The organism is Micromonospora carbonacea (assembly GCF_014205165.1).
GTDB classification, from domain to species: Bacteria; Actinomycetota; Actinomycetes; order Mycobacteriales; family Micromonosporaceae; genus Micromonospora; species Micromonospora carbonacea.
The window spans coordinates 5,728,082-5,751,738 of the sequence record NZ_JACHMZ010000001.1; the positions used below are offsets into that span (position 1 = coordinate 5,728,082).

Below are 23,657 nucleotides of genomic sequence, written 5' to 3' on the forward strand. Positions count from 1 at the left end.
CACCGCCCGCCGACCTGGGTCAGTCAGACGCGGGGAAGTCCACCTACCCGGTCCGTCTGCTCTGCCGGCTCCTCGGCGTCGGCCACAGCGCCTTCTACGACTGGCTGCGACAGGGACGCCGTCGTGCCCACGAGCGGGAACGCCACGACCGGCAGCGCGTCGAGATCACCCAGCAAGCATGGCCAGAGCACCGCGGTGTCCATGGAGCCCGACGGCTCACGGCCGAGCTGCACGAACGCGGGCACCGGTGGAACCGCAAGTCGGTAGCAAGGCCGATGCGGCTGGCCGGTATCGAAGGCGCCCACCGCCGACGGCGCGGTGAGGGCCGCCGCAAGGCCGCGTCCACCGCGACCGCGCCGGACCTGGTCCAGCGGCAGTTCACCGCGACCGGACCCAACGGCTCCCGAGCACCCACCGAGCACCGGACCATCGGCACGGAAACGAGAAAGGCCCCGACCCGGGGTGGAACCCCAGGTCAGAGCCTTTTCGGTGGTGCGCCGCCAGGGACTCGAACCCCGAACCCGCGGATCAAGAGATTGACATTGGTCGACTCGCTACTCCTAGGGGTCGCGGGAGTCCATCTGTTCGCGGTCGGGCCCCAGCTTCAGCGGGACGGCGTCCGGCCCAGTCCATCGCGTGCCGGCCCCGTCCATCGCGCCAGAGCACCCACGGAGCACCCCGTGAGACGCCGCGTGGATGATCAACCGCCAGCCGGCCATCGGGTCACGGTCGACCCCGAACCATGGTGACGCAGAACCACTCACATGGACATGGTCCGCTCCGGGTCTCCGATCAGCCGGCGACGCATACTGAACGTCCTACAACGACGGCCGGTCGAGCCACGCCTCAGTACATGGACGGCACCTAGAGTCCATGCACCGAGCCGCGATGCCCTGGGCCTGGCTCACGTACGGGTAGCGAGCGGACCAGGCTGGCGCCTGTCCGGATCGGTAGCCCGTGTCCCACCGCGATCGGATCGTGGCCGACTCGGGCGTACAAACCGCACCCCCGAGTCGGCGCGACAATCGGCAGTCCGTTACCGGCGGTCGGACTTGCCAACTCGCCTTTGGTGCTGGTCAGGCGGGTACGAACTGCCACTGTTGGTTGGTGCCGCCGGTGGCGGTCCACTGTACGACCTGCGCTCCGTCGCTGGTCGAGGCGCCGTAGACGTCGGCTGCCAGTCCGCTGCCGCGGCTGACGATGGTGTAGTAGCCGTCGCCGGTGGGCCGCAGGTACCACATCTGGTTGGTGCCGCCGTTGGCCGACCACTGCTGTAGTTGCAGGCCCTGGGTGGTGCTGCCGCCGTTGACGTCGAGCACCTTTCCGGAGGTGGTGTAGCGCAGGGTGTAGGCGTCCTGTGTGGCGCTGATCGTCCAGGTGGGGGTGCCGCTCTGCTGGATCGTCTTGGCGCCGTCGGCGGTGGAGTTGCCGGCGATGGCGAGGGGCTTTCCGCTGTTGCGGTTGACGATGCGGTAGGTGCCGGGAGTGGGTCCGGTTCCGCTGCCTCCGCTGAGGTTGAAGTATTCGACCGCGTCGGTGAAGACGGTGCTGCCGGCTTTGGTGGTCGACAGTTGCAGGTACACGCGGCTGCCGGTGGCGGGGGTGGTGAAGGTTACCGGTTGGGTGACCCGTGAGCCGAGCGGGACGGTCAGGGTCGTGTTGCCGGACGCGACGACCGCGCCGGTCGGGCTGTCGAGCCGTGCGGTCCAGGTGAAGCCCACCGAGGTGTCGACGAAGTCGTCGTTGAACACGGTGATGGTGCGGGTCACCGTGGCGTTGCGGGCGTAGCTGGGCACCGCCTGCGGCAGCGGGAAGGTGCCGTTCGAGTCCGAGTTGCCGGAGGCGGACCAGTAGGGGAGGTCGACCGCGGCCACCGGGTTGAACGCCGCCTGCACGCGCTGGATCTGCGGGTTGCCCCACGGGTCGGGCAGGTTGTCCACGCCGTAGATGGGGTGACCACCCTCCTCCGGGGTGAAGTCGGTGGTCCGCACGCCGGGCACGACGCTGGCCCAGGCGGACAGCAGCGTGTACGGGCGCAGGTCGGTGGCGCCCTTGCCGCGCTTGGCCAGGGTTGCCGTGGCGAACCACTCGAAGCCCTGCTTGTTGTTGCATGCCGGCCAGATGTACTCGCCCTCGCCGTCGGGCCGCCCATTCACGGTGATCAGGCCCTCCCCGTACCTGCCGAAGCCGTCGACGTAGTGCGGGATCACCGCGAAGTTGGCGTACGTCATCCCGGGATACAGGCTGACATTCCCGCCGACGCCCACCTCGACAATGATCGGCCGGGTGCCGTCGGCGCCGTTCATCGCCGCGTACAGCTCCTTCTCGAACTGTTCGGAATCCTGGCCGCTCTGGTTCGGCTCGTTGTTCTGACTCCAGCGGATGATCGCGGGGTGGTTGCGGTCGCGCAGGACCAGCGCACGGGCGTGGTTGACCATGTTGTCGTGCCCGACGGATTCCTTCCACTCCTGCGAGGATTGGGAGCCGCGAATCGCGACCTCGTCGATGATCATCAAGCCCATCTCGTCGGCGACATCCAACATGTACGGGCTCCCGGGCTCCTGGTGGATGCGCACCACGTTGTAGTTCAGCCGCTGGTAGTTGTCCACCGCCTGCGGCCAGCCGCCGTTGCCGGACGACGGGGGCAGGAAGCCGGGCAGGGTGTGGTACGCGTCGCCCTTGCCGCCGTTGTTGATCCGGTCATAGTCGGCACCCTGGAGGTTGTCGCCGCGGAAGTTCACGCGCACGCCGTTGAGGTAGTAGTAGTCACCGTTCTGGGTGGCCTCCCGGAACCCGAACCGGTACTCGGCGTCGCTCGTCCGGCCGTCGTCGGTGACGGCATGCACCGTCAGCCCGTGCAGCTGCGCCCGGTACCCCGACCGGTACGGCACGTTGGGCCACCAGTACGAGGTGCTGTCGAGGTTCCACGCGACCGGCCCGACGGTCACGGTCACGGTCGAGCGGGCCGCCACGGTGACCGTACGGCTGGGCAGTTCCGGGTAGCTGAAAGCCGTTCCGTTCTTGGACGACAGCGACCCGGTCAACGTCACCGACCGGGGACTGCCCGACGTGTTCCGCACCGTCAGGTCGTAGGTCAGCGTCTTGTTCGCCACCGACGTACGCACGAATGTGTCGCTGACGTACACCGCCGGGTACACCCGCAGGAACGCGGACCCGAAGATCCCCTGCGGTACCGCCTCGGACCACGTGGCGGCGTCGGGCACCAGGTACCGGCCGTTGGATGCCTTCAACGCGCCGCGGCCCTTCACGTTCACCGTGATCGTGTGGGTGGTGCCGGGCGCCGCGTAGGCGCTGATGTCGAAGTTCGACGGGGTGAACGCCGTCGTCTGGGTGGCGACCACCCGGCCGTCGACCGACAGTGTCGCCTGGTGGTTGACGGCGCCGAACTCGATCCAGGTCGACTGCGGCTGCCCCGAGTCCGGCACGGTGATGCTGCGCGAGTACACCGCCTCGTTCACGGTGGTGAAGCCCTGTTTGTACCAGCCGCCACCAGGCACCGCGATCGTGGTCGCCGCCCGGCCCGCGGGCGTGAAACCCCAGGTCCCGCTCAGGTCGACCGAGGCGATCGCGGCGTTCCCGGCGGCCACACCGGCAACACCGGCGGCGGCCACAGCCCCCGTCGCGCCCGGCGCGGCCAGGGCCGACCGGGGGTTCGCCAGGGGCAGGCCGCCCAGCGTCAGGGTCAGGCCGAGCGCCACGGTCGCGGCAAGCCCTCTGGCCGACGCCGACAATCGGCCACCCCAGCGGGCGTTCGTACGATGCACGGCAACCTCCTGTGACTCGTCCGCCAGCTCCGCAACACCGGTTCAGGGCGCAGCCTCAAGGCCGAAACTCGAACCGATTCGACGAACCTGCCGGCGTCGCCGACCACCCCGAAAGGGTGGCTACGGCCCGGATACATAAATATGTATTAATGGGCCTATCGCGCGTGAAGTCAAGGTTTCAAGACGGTTACTTCCTGCTCCTGACGCCTCGCAGGCTTCAAGCGGCCGCCGATGAGTACGACCCTTCCGAAGTGCCAGAGCATCGCGCTCAGGCATTCCGTGTCGCCGGCTCACCGACGCGGCGCCGACCGATCAGCGAATCGATTCGCCCCTGCGGGGCCCGGCCGCGCGACACGTCGAAGGCGTGGACAGCACTACCGTCCTCGGCGAAGTCGGCGGGCGGCCTGGCCCGGCCCGTTCGGTTCGAAACTGGGGTTAGGGTGTTGGCAAGGAACGTGCTTCGCCAGCAGCACAGGCGGGTTACGGGATCTTGATGGCGAGTGTCTGACTGCGCAGACATGACAGCGCAATCATACATAACCATGGCCGGCGATGGGAGGTGCCATGACACGACTGGCGAGGCCGGGTGGAAGTCCTCCGACGCCGCGCAGCGTGGACGTCGCGCGGCTGGCCGGCGTCTCCCAGAAGACGGTGTCCAGGGTCCTCAACGACGAGCCGTATGTCTCGGCCGACGTGCGCCGGCGGGTCCTGGACGCCGCCGAGGAGCTTGGCTACCGACGCAACCAGGCGGCCCGGGCGCTGGCCTCCGGGCGGACCCGGTCGATCGGCGTGGTGACGCTCCGCAGCGCCTTGTACGGGCCGGCGTCGTGGCTCATCGGCATCGAGCGGGCGGTCCGGGAGGTGGGCTACACGCTGCGGGTGGCCACCACGATCGAGGGCGACCCGGGCGGCATCGCGAGCGCCCTGGCATCGCTGCTGGACCAGGGCGTGGACGGCGTCGTCATCTCCGAGCCGATCGACGAGGGCGTCGGCCTCATCAGCGTGGACGCGCCGGTCCTGGTCCTCGGCGCGCCGCCCACCTTCGCCGCGCCGCAGGTGGTGACCGCCAGGGTCGGCGCGGGCCGGCTGGCGCGGGCCGCGACCGAGCACCTGCTGGAGTTGGGGCACGCGACCGTCCATCACCTGGCCGGCCCGCAGCGGTGGTACTCGGCACGGGACCGTCTCGCCGGCTGGCGCGAGGCGCTGCGAGCCCACGGCGCGGACGAACCGCCGGTCGTCGAGGGCGACTGGTCGGCCGCGTCCGGCTACGCGGCGGGCCGGGAACTGGCCGGCGACGGCACCGTGACCGCGGTGTTCGCCGCGAACGACGACATGGCGATCGGTCTCATCCGCGCGCAGCTCGAGGCCGGGCGCCGGGTGCCCGAGGACATCAGCGTCGTCGGGTTCGACGACATCCCGGTCGCCGCCTACGTCACTCCCCCGCTCACCACCGTGCGGCAGCCGTTCGACGAGGTCGCGCGGCAGGGTCTCGCGCTGCTGGTACAGGTCATCGAGAAGCCGGACGTCGAGCTTCCACCGGCGGCCGACCAACCGGTCGAGCTCGTCGTCCGCGCCTCGACGGCGCCACCACCGCCCCTGCCGATCCCGGGACGCGGCCGCCGAGCGATCCCCCATGCCCACGATGGCCCGCACGGTCAGCCCGCCGGCAGCGAAGTCCCATCCACCCAGCCCTGATCAACGTCGATCTGTCCACCTACGGCGGCACGTCACCCGAGGCCCGCATGGCCGTCGCCGACGAGCGGCGGTAGCACCCGCGCGGACGCGCACCTCTCTCGATACCCCCTGTACCCAGTACTCCGTTGCCCGACGCGCCGGTCCCCCTGCCCTTTTGACGGGAGTTCACCATGGCCCCATCACCCTGTTGTAATCCCGGCCCGGCGGGGTGGCGGCCGAGGGAACTGGCCGCCACCCCGCCTCACCGCCGTGCCATGGTGGTACGGGGTTGTCGGACTGTCAGCTGCGGGTGGCCCATTGCTGGTTGCCGCCTCCGTTGCACGCCCACAGGTTGAGTTGCGTCCCGTTGGCGGTGCCGGCGCCGACGGCGTCCAGACAGAGTCCCGACTGGACGGAGGTGATGGTCCCGTTGCTGTTCAGGTTCCACTGCTGGTTCGCACCGCCGTGACAGTCCCAGATGTGGACGACGGTGCCGTTGCTGGTGCCCGACCCGCTGGCGTCCAGGCACTTGTTGCCGTAGACGGTCAGGGTGCGGTTGGCGGTGTGGGTCCAGCGCTGGTTGTTGTTGCCGTGGCAGTCCCACAGCTGCACCCGGGTGCCGTTGCTCGTGCTGGAGTTGGCGACGTCGATGCAACGGCTCGACTGCCCACCCGCGATCATCACGTTCGCCTGGCCAGCCGGGGGCGTGGTCGGCGGGGTGGTGGTGGGCGGCGGGGTCGACCCGAACTGGGTGAAGAACCGCCACACCTCGGGCTTGACCCAGCTTCGCGCGCCGCTCTCACAGCCGGCACATCCGTCCACCGGACCCTGCTGGTGGCCGCCGTCGAACGGGGCCCAGACCACTGGATAGCCGGCCCGACACGAGTAGGTGGTGATGATGTGGGTCAGGCTGCCCCGCGCGGGCTCGGGGGCGTTCTGCGCAGCGCAACCGTTGTTTCTGAGCCACCTGTCGCGCAGTGACCGGCCGCTCTGGATGTTGTCGCTGATTCCGTGGATTCCCAGGTACGCCACGGGCTGGGTCCCGCCGCTGCAGCCACTGATCTCTCTGGGGGCGGCGATGGCCGCGACCGCGCGGAACACCGTCGGCCGGGAACACGCCAACGAGTAGCTCATCGCGCCGCCGTAGCTGAACCCGACCGAGAAGCGTTGCGTGGTGTCGACGCAGAGTGCGTTATCGATCATGCGGATCATGTCGTCGGTGAAGGTCACGTCCTCGCCGTTGATGTTGGCCCAGCCGTTGTTGATGCCCTGTGGGGCGACGAAGATCGTGCTGTTGTTCGACTGCGACAGCATGCCGTAGTAGGCCCAGGCGTAGCCGTCGGTTCCACCCGAGGCGACGGCGCTGGCGGTGCCACCCAACCAGTGGAACCCGAAGGCCAGCCGGTGCGGGTAGGTGTTGTTGTAGCTGTCGGGAAGCCGAAGGATGAAGCTGCGGCTCTTGCCGCCGCTCTGGATGGTGTGGGTGCCGCTGTTCAGCCCCGGGGCCTTGCCGCAGCCGGCGGTGACGGCCGCGGCGGCCGGTGTCGCGTTCGTGACGACGTACGCGCCGACCGTGGCCAGGACCATGGCGGCCAGGATCGCCCCTATCCAGGGGGCCGAGCGTTTGCGAGGTGACACAGAGTCGTCTCCTTACGGGGAAGCCGCCGTCCGGCTCGGGTGTCAAGCCAGCGACCGCTACTTGAGCCACACCCGGCTGGAGGTGCAGGCGTCACCGAAGCGCCGACGTCAGCACAGGACGGCGGTCGAAGCGGCGGCCGCAGACGTCGACCGGCCCGGTGTCATCTCGACCCTCCGGACGGGACGCGGGCGGGCATATATCGACGCCTATAATCGTATGACGTACGACGTCCGTCAAGTCCCTGCTGCTGCGGGCCATCGACCAGCAACGCATCGCCTACGGCCAGACCGTCACCGTCTGCCCACCCAAGACCGCCGCCAGCCGCCGCACCATCGCCCTGGACCACACCACCGCCACCATCCTGCGCCACCACCGCCGCCGACAACTCACCGAGCAGGCCGACAACTCACCGAGCAGACAGAGCACGCAGGCGACTGGACCGACTCCGGCTACGTCTTCGCACAACCGGACGGGCAGCCGCTACACCCGGACTACCTGACCCGCCGCTTCCGCCGCCTCGTGACCGACTCCGCTCTCCCACCCGTCCGCCTGCACGACCTGCGCCACGGCGCGGCCACCCTCGCCCACTGCGCCGGCGCCGACCTCAAGACCGTTCAGGAGCAGCTCGGTCACACCAGCACCGTGCTCACCGCCGACACCTACACCAGCGCCCTACTCGACCTGCACCTCACCGTCGCCGAAGCCACCGCCCGCCTCGTCCTGGCCGCCGCAGCCCGCGTCCCCGGCCGCAAGCACCGGACACCCACCCGACACCCACGAACCGCAGCAACACCCACCGCCCGACGGCCCAAACCGTTGCCAGGAAACAGAATCCGGCGCGAGCCCCACCCAGGGGCTGGCCGCGCCCACATGACACCCAAGCGACACCCAAAGATCAAGGCCGCATAGCCAGATGGCTATGCGGCCTGATCAGAGGTGGTGCGCCGCCAGGGACTCGAACCCCGAACCCGCGGATTAAGAGGTTGATCTTGGTCGAGTCATCCGGTCCTACCGCGGCGCGTGAGTCCATCTGTTCGCGGTCAGGCCCCAGCTTTACGGGACGGCGTCCGACCCAGTCCATCGCGCGCTGGCCCCGTCCCATCGCGCGCGAGCACCCACGGAGACACCGCATGGATCATGACAACCAGCTGGCCACGGATCACGGTAGGCCCTGGGCCATGCTCGCGCAGAACCACTCACACGGACTGGGCCCACTCTCACTCACCGATCCGGGGGTCACGCGTACCTGAACGTCCTACAACGACAGTCGGTCGAGCCATGTCTCGACGCAAGGGCGGCACCTAGAGTGTTGCGGTGCTGACCCTCGGCGTCGACCTCGCAGCGGCGGACAAACGTACGGCGATGGCGACCATCGAATGGCTGTCGGACCGCGCAGTGGTGCGAGACGTGGCCCTCGGCGTCAGCGACGCCCAGATCGTCAAGGCCAGCCAGGACGCGGACAAGGTCGGGCTGGACTGCCCACTCGGCTGGTCGGAACCCTTCGTCGCGCTCGTCACGGCCCACCGGTCCGGCCACGTCTCCGTCGATGACGGCGATGCTGCGCGGTGGCGGCGTCGTCTGGCCTACCGGTTGACCGACGAGGTGGTACGCGAGACGACCGGCATCATTCCGCTCAGTGTGGCCGCGGACCGCATCGCTCATGCCGCTTTCCGGTGCGCCGGGCTGTTGGCGATGCTGGCCGCCGCCGGCCAGGACGTCGACCGTTGCGGCGACGGCAAACTCGTCGAGGTCTACCCGGCTGCGGCCCTGTGCCGCTGGGGTCTGACGTATCGCGGTTACAAGGGGCGGGGCCAGAAGACGCAGCATGCCGACCTCGTGACCGCGCTCTGCGCGGCCGCACCCTGGCTCGAGCTGGGTGCTTCCGAGGCGCTGTGTCGCCGCAGCCACGACGCCTTCGACGCGGTCATCGCGGCCCTCAACGCACGTGCCGCCGCCATAGGCAGGGCGACCCGACCCGACGACGAGCAGCGGCAGGTCGCAGGGGTCGAGGGCTGGATCGCCCTGCCCACGGGGCCGCTCAGCGACCTTGTCGGCGGCACCGGAGCAGGCGGGAGGCGCTCATGACCTCGGGGCTGAGTTGGCTGGACACTTCTCGCGAGGATCAGCAGCGCATGCGCGAGTTGCTCAAGCTCTTCAGCGACACGGAGAGCCGGGACGAGCTGGGCATCGGTCAGGTCCGCGACGCGTTCAGCGACCTGCTGTTTCCCGGCACGTCGGTCCTGCAGAACCGGGCACGTTATCTGTTGATCGTGCCCTGGTGCTACCAGGAGGCGCAGAAGCGTGGGCTACGTGGTGACCGCCTCGCCGCGCGGGTCGACCGCAACGAGCGGAAGGTGATCGCCGCTCTGCTGCGTGGCAGCGACACGGAGGGCATGATCGGCAGGCGTGCCGGAGTCGGGGTCCGCACCCTGCCCTCGAACATCTACGCCGTTGCTCTCGAGGAGTACGGCATCCGCAGCGGTGAGGATGACACGGCACCGGACCGACGGCTGGTATCCCGGCTGGCCGAGGCTGATGAGCTGACCGACCGGTCGCGCGGCAGCTGGCATCCGACCCTGCCCGGGGCACCGCCGAACTTTCCACAGAAGGTCGAGGGCGGGCTGAGGCTACTCCCAGACGAGGCCCGTTGGCTGCGCGAGCGGATCATCGCCGCGGTGCCCGGCACCCTGCTGGCGTACCTCCTCGAGCCCGCGCATCGCCCTGGGTCGGAGGGCGATGCGCCGTGGGACGAGCCGATGGCACTGGCCGCGCCGGAGCCGATCGGTTCCCTGGTTCGGGACGCGCAGCGCTTCTCGCTGGCGATGCATGGTGCGGCGCTGTTGTACAACCTGCTCGTCGCCGAGCGGTACGAGCGGGCGGGCCTGTCCGAGCATGAGGAGCCGGCCGCCCGATACCGCGACAGCCTGTCGGAATGGAGCGGTCGGGTGTCGACGGAGCAGAGCCTTAAGGGCTGGGATCGGTCGGGGATGTGGACGCGGCTGATCGAGAAGAATCCCCGGATCAGCACGAACGTCAAGGTCCGGCAGTTCATCGAGCGGTGGCTCGACGCGGTGACCAGCAGGGCTGCCGGCGAGGCGGCCAGCGACCCGGCCCTGCGGGATCTCGTCGGCGAGCGGGAGCGGTCGGTGAAGAAGGGCCAGTCGCGGTTGGTCAACGACAAGTTGTTGCGTACGTGGAGTGGCGCGTCGGGTAGCCGGCAGTTGGTGTTCCGTTGGCCGCAGGTTCGCCGGATCCTCGCCGACATCCACGACGGTTGCGCTGCTGGTCCTTCGGAGGCTGCCGGTGCTCGCGCCTGACTCCCGCGCGCTGTTGCTCGACGCGTTGCGCCCACCGCCGGGGGCGCGGTTGTGCCGGGCGGTGGCGTTGACGTTCACCCTGGATCTGGAGAGCCTGCTGGTCGCACCGTTGGCGTTCGCCGCGCATGGCCTGCGGGAGTCGGCGGACCCGATCGCGGTCATGGAGGGTGTGCGGCGCTGCGCGGACCGCATCGATGTGTTCTGTCAGGCGGGGCAGATCGTGGTGCCGTCAGGGGCGTCGGCGCTGTTGGCGTTCGTCGAGCCGATGGTGCACCAGGTGCACCGGCCCAAGCCGGGTCACCTGTTTCACCCGAAGCTGTGGGCGCTGCGGTTCCGCGACGACACGACGGGAGAGGTGTCGCTGCGGCTGCTGGTGCTCAGCCGCAATCTGACCAAGGATCGCAGCTGGGACGTGTGCCTTCGGTTGGATGGCGTGCCCGGCACCCGCCCGAGGAAGGACAACCGGCCTCTGGCTGATCTTCTGCGGCATGCGGTGCGGCTGGCGGTCACGCCGCTGCCGGCCGCGCGGCACGCGGCGATCGAGGCGCTGTGCGAGGACCTGCGTCGCGCCGAGTGGGAACCACCTGAGGATGCTCAGGGGATCGTCTTTCACGCCCTGGGGGTGCCTGGTGGCCGCCCGCCGGATTTTGCGGGGACGCGGCACCTGGTCATCTCGCCGTTCTGCACGCCGGGTGGCCTGAACCGGTGCGCGCCCAGCGGGGCGCTGTCGGTGGTGAGCCGGCAGGAGGCGCTCGACCGTCTGCCCGAGGAGAGCCTGGCCGGTTCCGAGGCGTTCGTGGTCAGCGCCTTGGCCGGTCTGCCCGCCGAGGAGGCGCCGCCCGGTCAGGAGGTGCTGCACGGGCTGCACGCGAAGGTGTACGTGGTGGAGAAGGGCCACCAGGCGCGGGTCCTGCTCGGCTCGGCGAACGCCACCGAGGCGGCGTTCGGCGGGAACGTCGAGTTGCTGGTGGAACTGGGCGGCAGCCGGAACCGGTGGGGGATCAACGCCCTCCTCGGTCCCGACGCCGGTTTCCGGGAGATCCTCGAACGGCACGAACGCCAGGACGTCACCGAGCCGGAACCCGACACCGGTTTCCTGCGCGATCTCATCCGGGACATCGCCGCCATACCCATGTCGGCCACCGTCACGACCTCAGCCGGCGGCTACGAGATCCGGCTCGACTCGCAGGAAGCCGTTCCAGAGGTGACGGGCGTGCGGATCACCGCGCAGTTGCACACCCGCCGTGGGGAAGCCGTGCCGCTGGTTCCGGGCCAGCCGGTGTCCGCGGTGTTCGCCGGGCTCGCGTTGGCCGACATCACCCCGTTCGTCCTGGTGGTCGCCGAAGACGGCACGGGCCGGGAGCAGACCGTCGTCCTCGCCACCCTGATCGGTGACCCCGCCCACCGGCTCGACCACGTCCTCGCCCAGCAGATCGACACGCCGGAGAAGTTCCTGCGGTTCCTGCTGTTGATGCTCGGCCTCGGCACCGAGGCTGCCGCCGCCGTGACCGGCGACGACGGCGGGCAGGGCATCTGGCGTACCGGCGGCACCGGCATCCTCGAACTGCTGCTCAACGCTCTCGTGGACCGCCCGGAGCAGCTCGACGACCTAGCCCGGTTGGTCACCCGTATCGAAGCCGACGGCGACAGCAGGCGGCTGCTGCCGCCCGGATTCACCGAGCTGTGGCGGGTCATCAACCAGGCACGGGACGCGAGCGCAGAGGCGGTAGGCCGGTGAAGAGGTACGACGCAGGGCCGGTCATGGCCGGCCTGAAAGACTTCCAGCGCGCCACCGTCGCGCATGTCGTCGACCGGTACTTCGGTGCCGACCCGACCCGCCGGTTCCTCGTCGCCGACGAGACCGGACTCGGCAAGAGCGTCGTCGCCCGGGGCGTCATCGCCCAAACCCTGCAACGGCTGCAGGACGACGACAGCGTGGAACGGGTAGACGTCATCTACGTCTGCTCCAACCAGGACGTCGCCCGGCAGAACATCGACCGGCTGCGGGTCACCGCCGACAAGACCGTCACCCTGTCCAGCCGGCTCACCCTGCTCGCCAAGCACGCACACAAGCTCAACGCGGCGACCGCCACCACCGGCAAGCCGATCAATCTGATCGCGTTCACCCCGGGCACCTCCTTCGACCAGGGCTGGCGGACCGGCGCCGTGGAGGAGCGGGCGCTGATCTTCCTGCTCCTCGAACAGGCCCACTCGTGGGGCGGCTGGCGCTCCCGAGCAGCGCTGCGCGCGTTGCAGGCGACCGTCGCCACCCCTGAGAAGTTCGAGGATCAGTGCAACAGGCTCTGGGAGCAGCTCCAAGGAGAAGTCGACCCGACGATCGCCGAGGGATTCCTGCGTCGTGCCCGCCACGGCGGCCTGCTCGACGAGTTCGACGCGCTACTCGACGGCATCGGTCGACGCCGCGCCCTGCCCGACGCGCTGCGGGAGAAGACCCGCAAGCTCACCGGTGCCCTGCGAACGGCGCTGGCCACCGCCGGTGTCGAGGTCCTCGACCCGGACCTGGTCATCCTCGACGAGTTCCAGCGCTTCCGGGAACTCCTCGACCCGAACGGTGGCGACAGCGCCGAACTCGCCCGGCACCTGTTCGACCATCGAGCCGCCCGGGTGCTGCTGCTGTCGGCCACCCCATACAAACCGTTCACCTTCGCCGAGGAAGCCGGCGCAGGCGAGGACCACTACCGCGACTTCCGGCAGGTCCTGCGCTTCCTCACCGACGACGAGTGCTGGCACGCCGACGTGACGAAGACCTTCGAGGCGTACCGGGACGCCCTGGTCCGCGGCGAACCCTGCGGCGACCTGCGCGGCCGGCTGCGCGCCCTGTTGTTGCGGGTCATGTGCCGCACCGAACGGCCCTCGCTGGGCCAGGACGGGATGCTGAGTGAACACCTCGACCTCGCCGACGACCTCGACACCCGTGACGTGCGCGGCTACGTGGCGATGCGTCGGGTCGCCGACGCCGTCGGCGCACGGATGTCGGTCGAGTACTGGAAGTCCGCCCCCTACTTCCTGAACTTCCTCGACGGCTACCAACTCGGCGACAAGGTCCGAAAAGCACTCGACGGCAAGCCGGACCCCGACGTCACCGCGCTGCTGGCCACCGCGCAACTGCTCGACGCCGACACGATCGACCGACGAGAACCCGTCGATCTCGGCAACGGCCGGCTACGGCGACTCGCCGCGGACACCGTCGACCGGGGCTGGTGGCAACTGCTGTGGCTGCCCCCATCCCTGCCGTACCACACGCTCGACGAACCGTTCGCCACCGCGGCGGCCGAAGGCATCACCAAGCGGCTGTTGTTCTCCTCCTGGAACGCCACCCCCACCGCGGTGGCCGGACTACTCAGCTACGAGGCCGAACGCCGGCTCGGCGGCCATGGGGAGGGACACCGGCACCTCGACTACCGCACCGAGAACAACCGCCCAGCGGCCATGAGCGCCCTGGCACTCTTCTGGCCCCATCCCGCCCTGGCCACACTGTGCGACCCGCTGGCCCTGGCCCGGCAGCGACCGGACGAGACCGCGCCGCTGGCCGTGTTCGAACGCGAGGTGCGGGAGCGGCTGCTCGCTCGTGCTTCCACCGATACGGCGGTCACCGAAGCGACCCCAGCCGAGCCGTGGGAACTGGTCTTCCGGTGGCCCGGCGCCGACCCCGGCTGCGACGACGCCGCTGCCGCCCTGGGTACCTCCGCCGACGAGGACGCAACGGCCACCGGCCTGGACCGACACGTGGAGCGAGCCCGGGAGCTCGCCAGCAACCCCCGCTACCCGGCAGCGGACCATCTCCACGGTCTGCTCGGCAGCGTCGCGGCGATCGGCATGCACGCGCCGGGCAACATCGCCTGGCGGGCACTGTCCCGACTGATCCACCCCGACGACGCGGTCACACCAGTCGGGCACTGGCGCGCCGCGGCGGTACTGGCCAACGGACTGCGGTCCCTGTTCAACCGGCCTGAATCCGCCCAACTGCTCGACAGCCTGTCCATGGGCCCGGTCTACTGGCAGGCGGTACTGCGCTACTGCGCCGCCGGTGATCTACAGGCCGTCCTCGACGAGCACCTGCACACCCTACGCAGCGGCACCGCCGACACCCGCCTCGACGACGAGAACCTCTACCGGCTCGCCGACGAGGCGCGGCAAGCGATCGCCAGCCGACCGTCAACCTACGAAGCCTTCAACCCGCACCACCCCGCCGAGCGGATCAAACTGCCCGGCCGGTTCGCGCTGCGCTACGGCGGCCGCGGCGAAGAACAAACCCAGGCAGACCGCAAAGCAGTCGTACGCCGAGCCTTCAACAGCCCCTTCTGGCCGTTCATCGTCGCCACCACCAGCGCCGGCCAGGAAGGCATCGACTTCCACCAGTGGTGCTCCGCCGTCGTGCACTGGAACACCCCCGCCAACCCCGTCGACTTCGAACAACGCGAAGGCCGAGTCCACCGCTTCGGCGGACACGCCGTACGCCGCAACGTCGCCGCCGCACACCGTGCGGAGGCCCTGCGCTCGCCCGAACCGGACGTGTGGAAAGCCCTCTACGACGCGGCACGAGCAGAATCCGGGGAACTGGGCGACTTCGCGCCGTACTGGGTGTTTCCCGGGCCGGCGAAGATCGAACGACACGTCCTGCCCTACCCACTCAGCCGCGACCAGGCAAAACTCGACCGGCTCAAGTCGGACCTGGCGACATACCGACTGGCGTTCGGCCAACCACGGCAGGAAGACCTGCTGAACCTGCTCCGACGACGCACCACTGACCCGGCCGGAGCACCCGACATCCTGGACCTGCGACCGGCTGTGGAAAGGAAACCTGAGTGACAGACCAGCAGCCTGGCAGCTCATCCTCACCGCAGCCCGCCAACTGGCGAACCGCGAGCCCACCTTCAGCCGAACGGAGCTGATCACTCAGGTCCAACGATTCGAGCCGACGCGGCGTTCCGATCATCCAAGGAATGACCCGGGACACCACCGGCGGCCCACCAAGCCCGTGCGGAACCCCGCTCATCCGCCTCAGCCAAGGTCAGTACACGCTCGAGCGCAACAGCCAACGACCCCCTTCCCCCGCACCTCAGCAGCCAGCGGTCCCGGCCGAACGCCCACAAGGGCACCTCTTCGGATTTCCGGTACGGTGAAGCCGATCATGCCGTCGCCGGAGCTGGTTTCCCTTTTGTGGCATGAGATCTCGCGGTTGCGTCCACGGAAGTGGTGTACGACTTGCCCGTGTTGGGCGTGTTGCGTAGATGAGAGACGGCCATCGCGTCGATCCTTCAAGACGACCAAGTCAGAGAAGGAAGAGAGAACGCGATGGCCGCTTCAGAGAGTGTGAACCCCGTTGACCTGCTGCGCGAGCAGATCGAGGGCGCGTCGCCGGACGTGTTGCAGGCGATGATCAAAACGTTCGCGCAGGCGGTGATGTCCGCCGAGGCCGACGCGATCTGCGGCGCCGGTTACGGACAGCGCAGCGACGAGCGGGTCAACTCCCGCAACGGCTACCGGCCTCGGGAGTGGGACACCCGGGCCGGCACGATCGACCTGGCGATCCCGAAGCTGCGGCAGGGCTCCTACTTCCCGGACTGGCTGCTGACGCACCGGCGGCGGGCCGAGCAGGCCCTGGTCTCAGTGGTCGCCACGAGCTATCTGCTCGGGGTGTCGACGCGGCGGGTGGAGAAGCTGGTCGAGCAGCTCGGGATCCGGCAGCTGTCGAAGTCGCAGGTCTCGGAGATGGCCGCCCACCTGGACGCCCAAGTCGAGGCGTTCCGCAACCGGCCCCTCGACGCCGCCCACTACACGTTCGTGTGGACCGACGCGTTGACGATGAAGGTCCGCGAGCACGGCCGCACCGTCAACGTCCACGCTCTGGTCGCCGTCGGGGTCAACGCCGACGGCCAACGTGAAGTCCTCGGCGTCGACGTCGCCTCGGACGAAGACGGGGCCGGATGGCTGGCATTCCTGCGGTCCCTGACGGCCCGCGGACTGTCCGGCGTCCAGCTCGTCATCTCCGACGCCCATCGCGGCCTCGTCGCAGCGATCGGCGCCGCGCTGCCCGGCGCCGCCTGGCAACGATGCCGCACCCACTACTTGCGCAACCTGCTCACGAAGGTCCCCAGATCGGCGCAGCCGTGGATCGCCACCCTCGTCCGCACGATCTTCGACCAGCCCGACGCCGACGCCGTCCACGCCCAGTTCCGGCGGGTCGTCGCCACGATCGAAGCGAAGTTCCCCGCTGCGGCCGAACACCTCGACGCCGCCCGCGACGACCTGCTCGCCTTCACCGGCTTCCCCCGCGAGATCTGGCGCCAGATCTGGTCCAACAATCCCCAGGAGCGGTTGAACAAGGAGATCCGCCGCCGCACCGACGTCGTCGGCATCTTTCCCAACCGGGCGGCGATCATCAGACTCGTCGGCGCGGTCCTGGCCGAGCAGACCGACGAGTGGACCGAAAGACGCCGCTACATGGGCCTGGAACTCCTCGCCAAAGCCCGCCTGATCACCGTCGACACCCGCCAACACGACACCGACCAGCCCAACGCAGCACCAATCGCCGCATAGCATCAGACCGGATCACGCGATGGCCGTCTCTTACACCACCAGCGCGGACGTGACCTGACTGGCCGGTGGGGTCATGATGGTCTCGTACTCGATAGGGGTCAACCGGGACAGGGATCGTTGGCGTCGTCGGCGATGGTAGGTCCGTTCGATCCAGGTCACGATCGCGGTCCCGAGCTGCTGCCGGGTCGTCCAGGTTCGGCGGTCGAGGACGTTGTTCTGCAGCAGGCCGAAGAACGATTCCATGGCGGCGTTGTCGCCGGCGGCGCCGACTCTGCCCATCGACCCGGTCACGTCGTGCTGGTTTAGGGCGTGGACGAATTTTCGGCTGCGAAATTGCGACCCGCGGTCGGTGTGCAGCACGCAGCCGGCCACGTCACCACGGCGGGCTGCGGCGTTGTGCAACGCGGTGACGGCCAGGCGGGACTTCATCCGTGAGTCGATGGAGTAGCCGACGATCCGGTTCGACCACACGTCCTTGATCGCGCACAGGTAGAGCTTGCCCTCACCCGTGCGGTGCTCGGTGATGTCGGCCAGCCACAACCGGTTCGGGCCGTCGGCGGTGAAGTCTCGCTTGACGAGGTCGTCGTGAACCGGTGGACCGGCCTTGCCACCCTTGCCGGGCTTCCTGCGCTTGCTGAAGGCGCTCCACCAGCCGTTGTCCGAGCAGATCTTCCATCCGGTGCGCTCTGCCATCGGCTCTCCGGCGGCGCGGGCCTCATCGATCAGGAACCGGTAGCCGAACTCCGGGTCATCGCGGTGGGCGTCGACCAGGGCATTCGCGCGGTAAGCAGCGACGAGTTCGGCGTCGCGGACAGGCCGGGCGAGCCACCGGTAGTAGGGCTGACGAGCGATGTTCAGCACCCGGCACGTCACCGCGACGGGGATCCCGTCGGCGGCCAGCTCGCTCACGAGCGGGTAGAGCCTTTTCCCGGCAGATGCGCCTGCGACAAGTACGCCGCGGCCCGCCGCAGGACCTCGTTCTCCTGCTCCAACAACCGGATCCGCTTGCGGGCCTCGCGCAGCTCGGCTGACTCGCCACCGGTCGTGCCGGGCTTCGCGCCAGCATCAACGTCGGCTTGGCGCAGCCACTTGAACAACGTCATCGGGTGGACCCCGAAGTCCTTCGCGATCTGCTCGACCGTCACACCTGGCTCGCGGTCGCGGGCCACCCGCACGACGTCATCACGGAACTCACGAGGGTAAGGCTTGGGCACAGCGACATCCTTCCAGCCCGCCACCAGGGCAAGCCATCTCAGATGTCACCTACCGGTGCAGCAGACCCGCAGGAGTTGGCTCAGACCAACTTGACCTCGGCGACGGCCAGGTCACGCTGCCCGAGTGGCAGACACTGATCGAACGAGATCTTTTCAACCTTCCGGCCGAACACCCGGGCATCACCGGCCGCAGCCTCTTTAGCTTCCTCATGCGAAGAGTCGGCTCACACGCCTTCAACGAGGCCACCCGCAGCTTCGCCCGCCAGGCGAACGCCGAAGCGGCCACATCGCTGGCGTACCTACTAGGGCTGGACTGGCGGCTCGCCGATCGCTACCGCGAGCTACAGGCCCGCGAAGCCGTCAGCAAGCAACTCCGTAAAGCCGCCTCCGATCCGGTTCTTGGACGAATCATCGGTCAGACCGCAGAGCTCCGAGGCCAGATCGCCATCGCGGAACACCGTGTCGCGGAGATCCAACGACGGATCGAAAACTTCCGGGTAGTCCCGGAGTACGACAACCTCCGCGCCCAAGCCGACCAGACCGACCAGCGCATCCGCCAGCTTCGCAACGACGACGTCATCGACCGGCGCAACCTCGCCGACCTGGAACGGGCCGTCGACGAAACCGTAGACCCCGACCTCGCCTACCTCGAAACAGCCTACGCAGAACTCGGCGTGGTGCTCGGTGACCAGGTGCGTCGAAGCTTCGACGACGTACGGGCGTTCCACGGATCCGTTGTCCGTAACCGGCGCCAGCACCTGGACGAAGAGGCCTCGGCGATCAGATCACGCCTCCAGGAACGCGAGGCCGAGCGAGAACAACTCGGTGACCGACTCGCTGCAACCCTGCGCACCCTGAACGAAGGTGGCGCACTAGACGCGCTAACCACCCTTCAACAGATCCTGGCTCAGGAGCAGGCACAACTCGGAGCTCTCCGGCACCGCTTCGACGCCGCACAGGCGCTCGAATCAAACCGTCGCGAGATCAAGCAACAGCGCGTCGGTCTCCAACAGGAGATGGAAAGTGACATCGAAGAGCGGCGGTCAATCGTCAATGATGCGGTCATCCTTTTCGCCCAGTACGCCCAAGCCCTCTATGGCGCCAACCGCGAGGCATACCTCCGTATCGGTCCAGGCGAAACCAGCCTGAAGATCGAGACGCACATCGCGAGCGACAACAGCGGCGGCATCGGCAACATGGTCATCTTCTGTTTCGACCTCACCGTCGCCGTCCTAGCGCACCGAAGCGGGCGAGCACCGGACTTCTTCGTCCACGATAGCCATCTCTATGACGGCGTCGACGAACGCCAACTCGCCCGCGCCCTCACCCTCGCAGCAGAGGTGAGTCGCCAAGAAGGACTCCAGTACATCGTCACACTGAACTCCGACGAACTTGACAAAGCCATTCGCCGCGGCTTCGACCCAGCCGGCCATGTCCTCGAACAACGGCTCACCGACAGCTTCGATGAAGGTGGGCTTTTCGGATTCCGTTTCTAAAACGGAATCGTGGCCGCAAGGAGGAGGTGTCGAGCGTCGAGCTTGTAGCACTGGTCCCGACCCGTGATCACCGGCTGGCGGCCCGGAGCAAGAACTACCGGTACTCGACGAACCTGCAGGTCACCATCGATGCCAGCACCCGTCTGGTCATCGCCGTCGGCGACCCGCAGCCGGGCAACCGCAACGACACCATCGTCTACCGCACCTCGGGCATCGCCGAGAAGCTGGACGGGTGGCCAGTAATGGCCGACGGCGGCTACCGCGGCAACCACGAGGGGATCATGCCGTACCGCAAGCCCACCGACGGCAGCGATCTGCTCGCGCGGAAGGAAGCCCTCAACGTCGAGTACCGCACCGTCCGAGCAGGGGTCGGACACGCCCTGACCAGGATGAAGTGCTTCAAGATCCTGCGCGACTACCGCCGCGCCGCCCACACATTGGCCGACGCCGCTTCCGGCATCGCCAACCTCCACAACATCATCCTGGCCGGCTGACCGCAGGTCGATCCCGGGCAACGCCTTCACCCAGTTGCGAGACATCCCCCTTACGGGGAGTTATTTGTACAGTCCCCGCCGGCGCATCCCAAGCCTGAACACCGCCGATGGCAGCCGGCCTGAGATCCTCCTGTGCGGCAGCGGTGGGCCTGCGGCGGCGCGGTGAGCACGGTCAACACCTGCGTTGGGACGATGGACCTGACCCGAGTTGCCGGTTGTTCCGACGCGCTATTTGGGCGCGGGATCCCACATGTCCAGGATCGCCTGCTCGTGGTGCCGGTACCCAGCTTCGCTCAGCCAATCCCGCAACGCCGCCGCCGCGATATCGCCGGCTCGTGACCGGTATTGGTAGACCTTGGAGTGCTGGCTACGGGCAGCGGTGCCTCGCCTCGGGTAGGCGGTGAGGTCAACGACCGCAGCGGGTTCTTCAGCGGTTGTCAGGGACAGGTGCAGGAGCGCGGTTTCGGGAGGGGGCGACTTGTCGTCGAGCTGCGTCCATAGCGCGTTGGTGGTCTGCGCGCATCGGACGAGCGCTTCAGTGAGTTCGAACAGGCCGTGCAGGGTGAACGCTGCAGGGAGGGGCACGACGCGGGCCCGTGCTTCGGCGGGTCGGTGCTGTTCGTCGAGTTCGGCCAAGTGGAATCCGATACCGACGGTGAGCAGCAGCGACTGCTGGTTCGGGCTCTGCCCGGTGTGGCCGGTGATGAGATGGGCGCCGACCCTGAGCGGTAATGCCTGACGCAGGCCAAGCGTGCCGGGCGTAGCGACCCGGGCACCGGACTGAGCGGTGGTGTAGAGGCGTCCGTTGGCATCGCTGATGGTCCACGGTTCGGCGGCCATGCCCCAGTCGGATTGACGGGCCCGGATCCAGTCGCTGATCGGTGCGTCTCGCATCGCGACGATCAGTATTTCTTCACGTGTGTCGACTGATGGGCCCCATCCGCCGTGGAGAGGTGAAGGAATCTCGTCGCCTGCGGGCAGCAGCACGGCGACCTGCAGCGTCAGGTCGAGCGGTTCACCTCCATCGTTCATCAATGATGGACGGTGGTTGAGAAAGGGATGGCGTTGCTCCTCGGACAGGGTCGGCAGCAGCCTTCCCGGTTCTGCAGTGCCGGCGTTGAGTGCCTCGATGAGCCCGCTGGCGGCGAACCAGCGCCGGTTCGCCCACGACACGTCGGTGCGGTCGAGAGCGTCGAGTCGAGTGCCCGCCGCGGCGCGGTCCAAGTGCGCCCGCGCTGCGGAGATACGGTGGCGTCCGATACGCCTCAGGAACGCCGTCGCGTCGAACTCACCGATGCGGGTGTGAGGGCCGGCGGACGTGAACGCCACCTCGATGTCGACCAGTCGGGCCGCGAGATCCGCGATTGGCAGTCCACCGTCGACGGCGGTGGCGATCCGCCGGTCGACGTCCGCGTCGCCGAAGGCCGCCTCCAGTCGGGAGATATATAGGCTCACCGGCTCGATGGGGGCGGTGTCGCCGAGACGCGTGTGCTCCTGGACCCGCGCCCACGCCGCTTCGTACGTGGCTCGGATGACGTCCGAAAGCCACGCCGAGCCGGGAGGTTGGGCGGCTAGACGCGCGATGGTGGTGTCGGCCGGCTCGGCGACTGCCATCCGGATGGCATTCAACAAGTACGGCAGCAGACCGGGATCGCCCGGCGCGGTGGCGGGCAGCGGCTCGCCGTCGGCCCGTTGCAGCAGCGCCGCGAGCCAAAGGGTCGCTTCCTCGTCAGGACCAAACCCACCCGCTGCGGGGATGCGAAGGTGGTCGAACTGTTCGAACACGTACGGGATCACCGCGGCGGCCTCCCTGCCGGGTAGCTCCGCGGACAGGGATGCGGCTCGGCGGAGTGTCCGGGCCGCCCGGGCGTACGCATGAGCGTCGGTGAGGTCAGGTCGCAACGCCAGCGCGAGGTCCTTGGACGCTGTGCCGGGGCGTCCCTCGGCCAATTCTCGGATGGCCCGGGCAAGGGTATCGTCGCTGATCTCGCCGGTGATGGGTGTTAGGGCGAAGTACCGCTCGGTGTAGTCGGGGTCGCTGATCCGCCGCTGCCCGCGCCGCCGGTGCTGTGCCCCTGTCGATCTCACTAAGTCGGTGGTCAGGCGCGGGAAGAGCCGTTGCAGGGCGTCCGCGACTCGGCGGGTGTGCGGTGCCGGGACGTCGAGTCGAGTCAGCGCCACTTCGTCGAATTCGGCGCGGAGGTCGGCGAGGTCGGTGGTGTCGACGAGGGTGCTGCGGTGCATGGCGATGGCCTGGTATAGGCGCGGATAGGTGATTCGCAGGAATGTCAGGGTGATGAAGTCGACGATGTCGACCTCAGCAGCGCCGACCAGTGGCAGGTAGATGTCGACCTGGGTGAGCAGCCGGGCCACGCTGCGCGGCTCGGTCAGGACCTTCAGCAGTAGCGCCTCACGCTCTTCGACCATGCGGCGTTGCGCGTCCTCGCTTAGCGACGCAGACGCCCGGCCGAGTGCGTCAGCGCAGCCGGTGTTGAACAGCGACTCAGCGTGCTCTGGGCGGACGGGCGGCTGTTCGAGGCGTAACGTGACGATCTTCTCCAGGAACGCGACGGCCCGGGCGCCGTGCTTGTCAGCGATCGGGGTCGTGGACAGCACGTCGAGAATGGTTTCTTGGTCGTACGCGAGGACGTAGTGCACGTGCGGCAGGCGGCCCAGCACCCGCACCGCCCGAAAAACCGCCAGGAGTTGCTCGGGCTGCAGCCGGTCGACGTCGTCGATGACGACCAGCGTCGGACGGGCCAGCGCGTGCAGCGCGTCGCGGACGTGGTCTGCCTGTTCCTCAAGGGTCGTTCCCTGGTCGCCAAGCCGCTGTAGGGCCTCGTTGGCGACCGCAGTCGCGGCGCTACCGATCACCGGCACCATCGACAGCGCTGGCGTGGCCAGGACGCCGTACCGGGAAAGCTGACGCCGGACCCGTACGCCGGCGCTGGTCTTCTCGGGCACCGCAGCGCGGATCGCGCCGAGCAGCTCGGTGACGACCGCGTCAGGACCGGACAACGCCCACGGGTTGATCCAAGTGACGCCCCAGCGGTCAGAGTTGAGTCCCGCCACGATCATTCGGATCGTGCTGGTCTTACCACTTCCCCACGGGCCGACCAACCCGACCACCGTGCTGCTCGGCCGGGAGCCAATCTGATCAAGCAGGGCGACCGCGCGGGCCACGAACGGGCCGCGCCCGAACAGGTCCTCGCTCGGCTCGTCAATCGGGTCGTCGACCCACCAGTTGCCGTCGGACAAGCCGGACACCGCCATTCGCCAACCATCTCCAAAGCCGCGGCCAGAGTACTCAACCGACGCTCACACAACTCATTCGGCGCGTGATCTTATGCACGGATCTGCCGCTCCGGATGGACTGGCGTTCATCACCGCTGGTGACGCACAGTGATGTACGACAACAAGATCGTCCTCGTCCCGCTGCCACCCGCGGTCGCCCGAGCTATTGACCGTGCCGTCGAT

At 68.5% G+C, this 23,657-nt stretch carries 14 protein-coding genes and 1 pseudogene; 10 read left to right on the forward strand and 5 right to left on the reverse strand.

Annotated features, from left to right (window positions below; translation table 11 throughout):
- Window positions 1-23: 23 nt before the first annotated feature.
- Window positions 24-245, reverse strand: coding sequence for a hypothetical protein (locus HDA31_RS32545; protein WP_246384432.1), 222 nt, complete (start codon window positions 243-245; stop codon window positions 24-26).
- Here HDA31_RS32545 and HDA31_RS33380 point away from each other — a divergent pair.
- On the forward strand, window positions 228-749 hold the full coding sequence (locus HDA31_RS33380; protein WP_501039832.1) for a hypothetical protein: 522 nt from the start codon (window positions 228-230) through the stop codon (window positions 747-749). The two genes, HDA31_RS32545 and HDA31_RS33380, sit on opposite strands and share 18 nt — an antisense overlap.
- Window positions 750-1,076: 327 nt before the next feature.
- Here the strand turns inward: HDA31_RS33380 and HDA31_RS23755 are convergent, their stop codons facing one another.
- Entirely contained in the window at window positions 1,077-3,785 is a 2,709-nt protein-coding gene (locus HDA31_RS23755) for an RICIN domain-containing protein (protein ID WP_178063508.1), read from the reverse strand.
- 564 nt (window positions 3,786-4,349) lie between these two features.
- Between HDA31_RS23755 and HDA31_RS23760 the strand changes: the two genes are divergently transcribed.
- Window positions 4,350-5,480 carry a LacI family DNA-binding transcriptional regulator gene (locus tag HDA31_RS23760; protein ID WP_178063507.1) on the forward strand — a complete coding sequence of 377 codons (1,131 nt, stop codon included), beginning with the start codon at window positions 4,350-4,352 and terminating at the stop codon, window positions 5,478-5,480.
- A gap of 279 nt (window positions 5,481-5,759) precedes the next feature.
- Here HDA31_RS23760 and HDA31_RS23765 read toward each other — a convergent pair whose 3' ends face one another.
- Window positions 5,760-7,046 (reverse strand): ricin-type beta-trefoil lectin domain protein, encoded by a 1,287-nt coding sequence (locus HDA31_RS23765; RefSeq protein WP_178063506.1) that lies wholly within the window; start codon window positions 7,044-7,046, stop codon window positions 5,760-5,762.
- Window positions 7,047-7,314: 268 nt separating this feature from the next.
- Here HDA31_RS23765 and HDA31_RS33180 point away from each other — a divergent pair, with 268 nt between their 5' ends.
- From HDA31_RS33180 to HDA31_RS23795, 6 genes are all read left to right on the forward strand, one after another.
- Complete coding sequence (locus HDA31_RS33180) at window positions 7,315-8,007, forward strand: tyrosine-type recombinase/integrase (RefSeq protein ID WP_281370228.1); 693 nt, start codon at window positions 7,315-7,317, stop codon at window positions 8,005-8,007.
- Window positions 8,008-8,412: 405 nt separating this feature from the next.
- Complete coding sequence (locus HDA31_RS23775; RefSeq protein WP_178063505.1) at window positions 8,413-9,183, forward strand: DUF429 domain-containing protein; 771 nt, start codon at window positions 8,413-8,415, stop codon at window positions 9,181-9,183.
- A complete protein-coding gene (locus HDA31_RS23780; RefSeq protein ID WP_178063504.1) occupies window positions 9,180-10,415 on the forward strand; it encodes a DUF6361 family protein in 1,236 nt (411 codons plus the stop codon). The genes HDA31_RS23775 and HDA31_RS23780 overlap by 4 nt, the downstream gene beginning before the upstream one ends.
- The gene (locus HDA31_RS23785) at window positions 10,402-12,153 is read left to right on the forward strand and encodes a phospholipase D family protein (protein WP_184871974.1); all 1,752 of its coding nucleotides are present in this window, start codon (window positions 10,402-10,404) and stop codon (window positions 12,151-12,153) included. The genes HDA31_RS23780 and HDA31_RS23785 overlap by 14 nt, the downstream gene beginning before the upstream one ends.
- Before the next feature lie 23 nt (window positions 12,154-12,176).
- Window positions 12,177-15,245 carry a C-terminal helicase domain-containing protein gene (locus HDA31_RS23790; RefSeq protein WP_178063502.1) on the forward strand — a complete coding sequence of 1,023 codons (3,069 nt, stop codon included), beginning with the start codon at window positions 12,177-12,179 and terminating at the stop codon, window positions 15,243-15,245.
- A gap of 486 nt (window positions 15,246-15,731) precedes the next feature.
- Window positions 15,732-16,976, forward strand: a complete 1,245-nt coding sequence (locus HDA31_RS23795; RefSeq protein ID WP_178062888.1) for an IS256 family transposase — start codon at window positions 15,732-15,734, stop codon at window positions 16,974-16,976.
- 30 nt (window positions 16,977-17,006) lie between these two features.
- Here the strand turns inward: HDA31_RS23795 and HDA31_RS23800 are convergent.
- Window positions 17,007-18,190, reverse strand: a protein-coding gene (locus tag HDA31_RS23800; protein ID WP_178063501.1) for an IS3 family transposase whose coding sequence is annotated in 2 segments (ribosomal slippage) — window positions 17,007-17,903 and window positions 17,906-18,190 — 1,182 coding nt in all. Because the reading frame shifts where the segments join, the coding sequence is not laid out codon by codon here.
- A 209-nt stretch (window positions 18,191-18,399) separates the two neighbouring features.
- On the opposite strand from HDA31_RS23800, the gene HDA31_RS23805 reads away from it, so the two are divergent.
- Both HDA31_RS23805 and HDA31_RS23810 read left to right on the forward strand, forming a co-directional pair.
- A complete protein-coding gene (locus tag HDA31_RS23805) occupies window positions 18,400-19,686 on the forward strand; it encodes an ABC-three component system protein (RefSeq protein ID WP_246384431.1) in 1,287 nt (428 codons plus the stop codon).
- Window positions 19,677-20,180, forward strand: a pseudogene (locus tag HDA31_RS23810) (transposase family protein); the annotation flags it as partial. The gene HDA31_RS23805 and the pseudogene HDA31_RS23810, both read left to right, overlap by 10 nt.
- Before the next feature lie 228 nt (window positions 20,181-20,408).
- Here the strand turns inward: HDA31_RS23810 and HDA31_RS23815 are convergent.
- On the reverse strand, window positions 20,409-23,453 hold the full coding sequence (locus HDA31_RS23815) for a KAP family P-loop NTPase fold protein (protein ID WP_178063500.1): 3,045 nt from the start codon (window positions 23,451-23,453) through the stop codon (window positions 20,409-20,411).
- Between the last annotated feature and the right edge of the window lie 204 nt (window positions 23,454-23,657).